The following is a 424-nucleotide window of genomic DNA, read 5'->3' as shown; positions in this document are numbered from 1 at the left end:
ATCAGAGATGTGTATAAGAGACAGGACCAGCCGCTCGTCCACGACCTGGGCGACGGGCGGCGGGCGGTGCTCGACTACCGGGGCGGCCGGCTCCGGCTGACCGTGTCGCGCCCGCGGGCACGGGCCGAGGGGCACCGGGCCGCCGGGGCGGCGGGCTCCCCGCTGGAACTCACGGGCCGGCTCTTCGGCGGAAGCAGGCCCACGGCGCTGCTGCTGACACGCGACGGGAGTGAGGAGCTTTCCTGCCCGGTGGAGTACGCGGAGACCGCCGGGGCGGACGAGCCCCGGACGGCGGGCGGGGGGCCTGACGAGGCGGACGGGAACGGGGACGGGGACGGGGCGCTGGGCGGGACGGACGGGAACGGGGCGCCGGGCGGGGTCGGGTTCACGGTGCGGGTGCCGCTCGCCGACCTCGCGGGGGCCT

General features: G+C 77.6%; 1 pseudogene. It reads left to right on the top strand.

The features are described 5' to 3' along the window. Positions 1 to 9: 9 nt before the first annotated feature. Positions 10 to 424 (top strand): annotated as a pseudogene (locus tag CR470_RS38465) (CDP-glycerol:glycerophosphate glycerophosphotransferase); the annotation flags it as partial.

Source organism: Streptomyces sp. rh34 (genome assembly GCF_002551245.1).
Taxonomy (GTDB): domain Bacteria; phylum Actinomycetota; class Actinomycetes; order Streptomycetales; family Streptomycetaceae; genus Streptomyces.
This window is presented reverse-complemented; position numbering and strand designations above follow the sequence as displayed.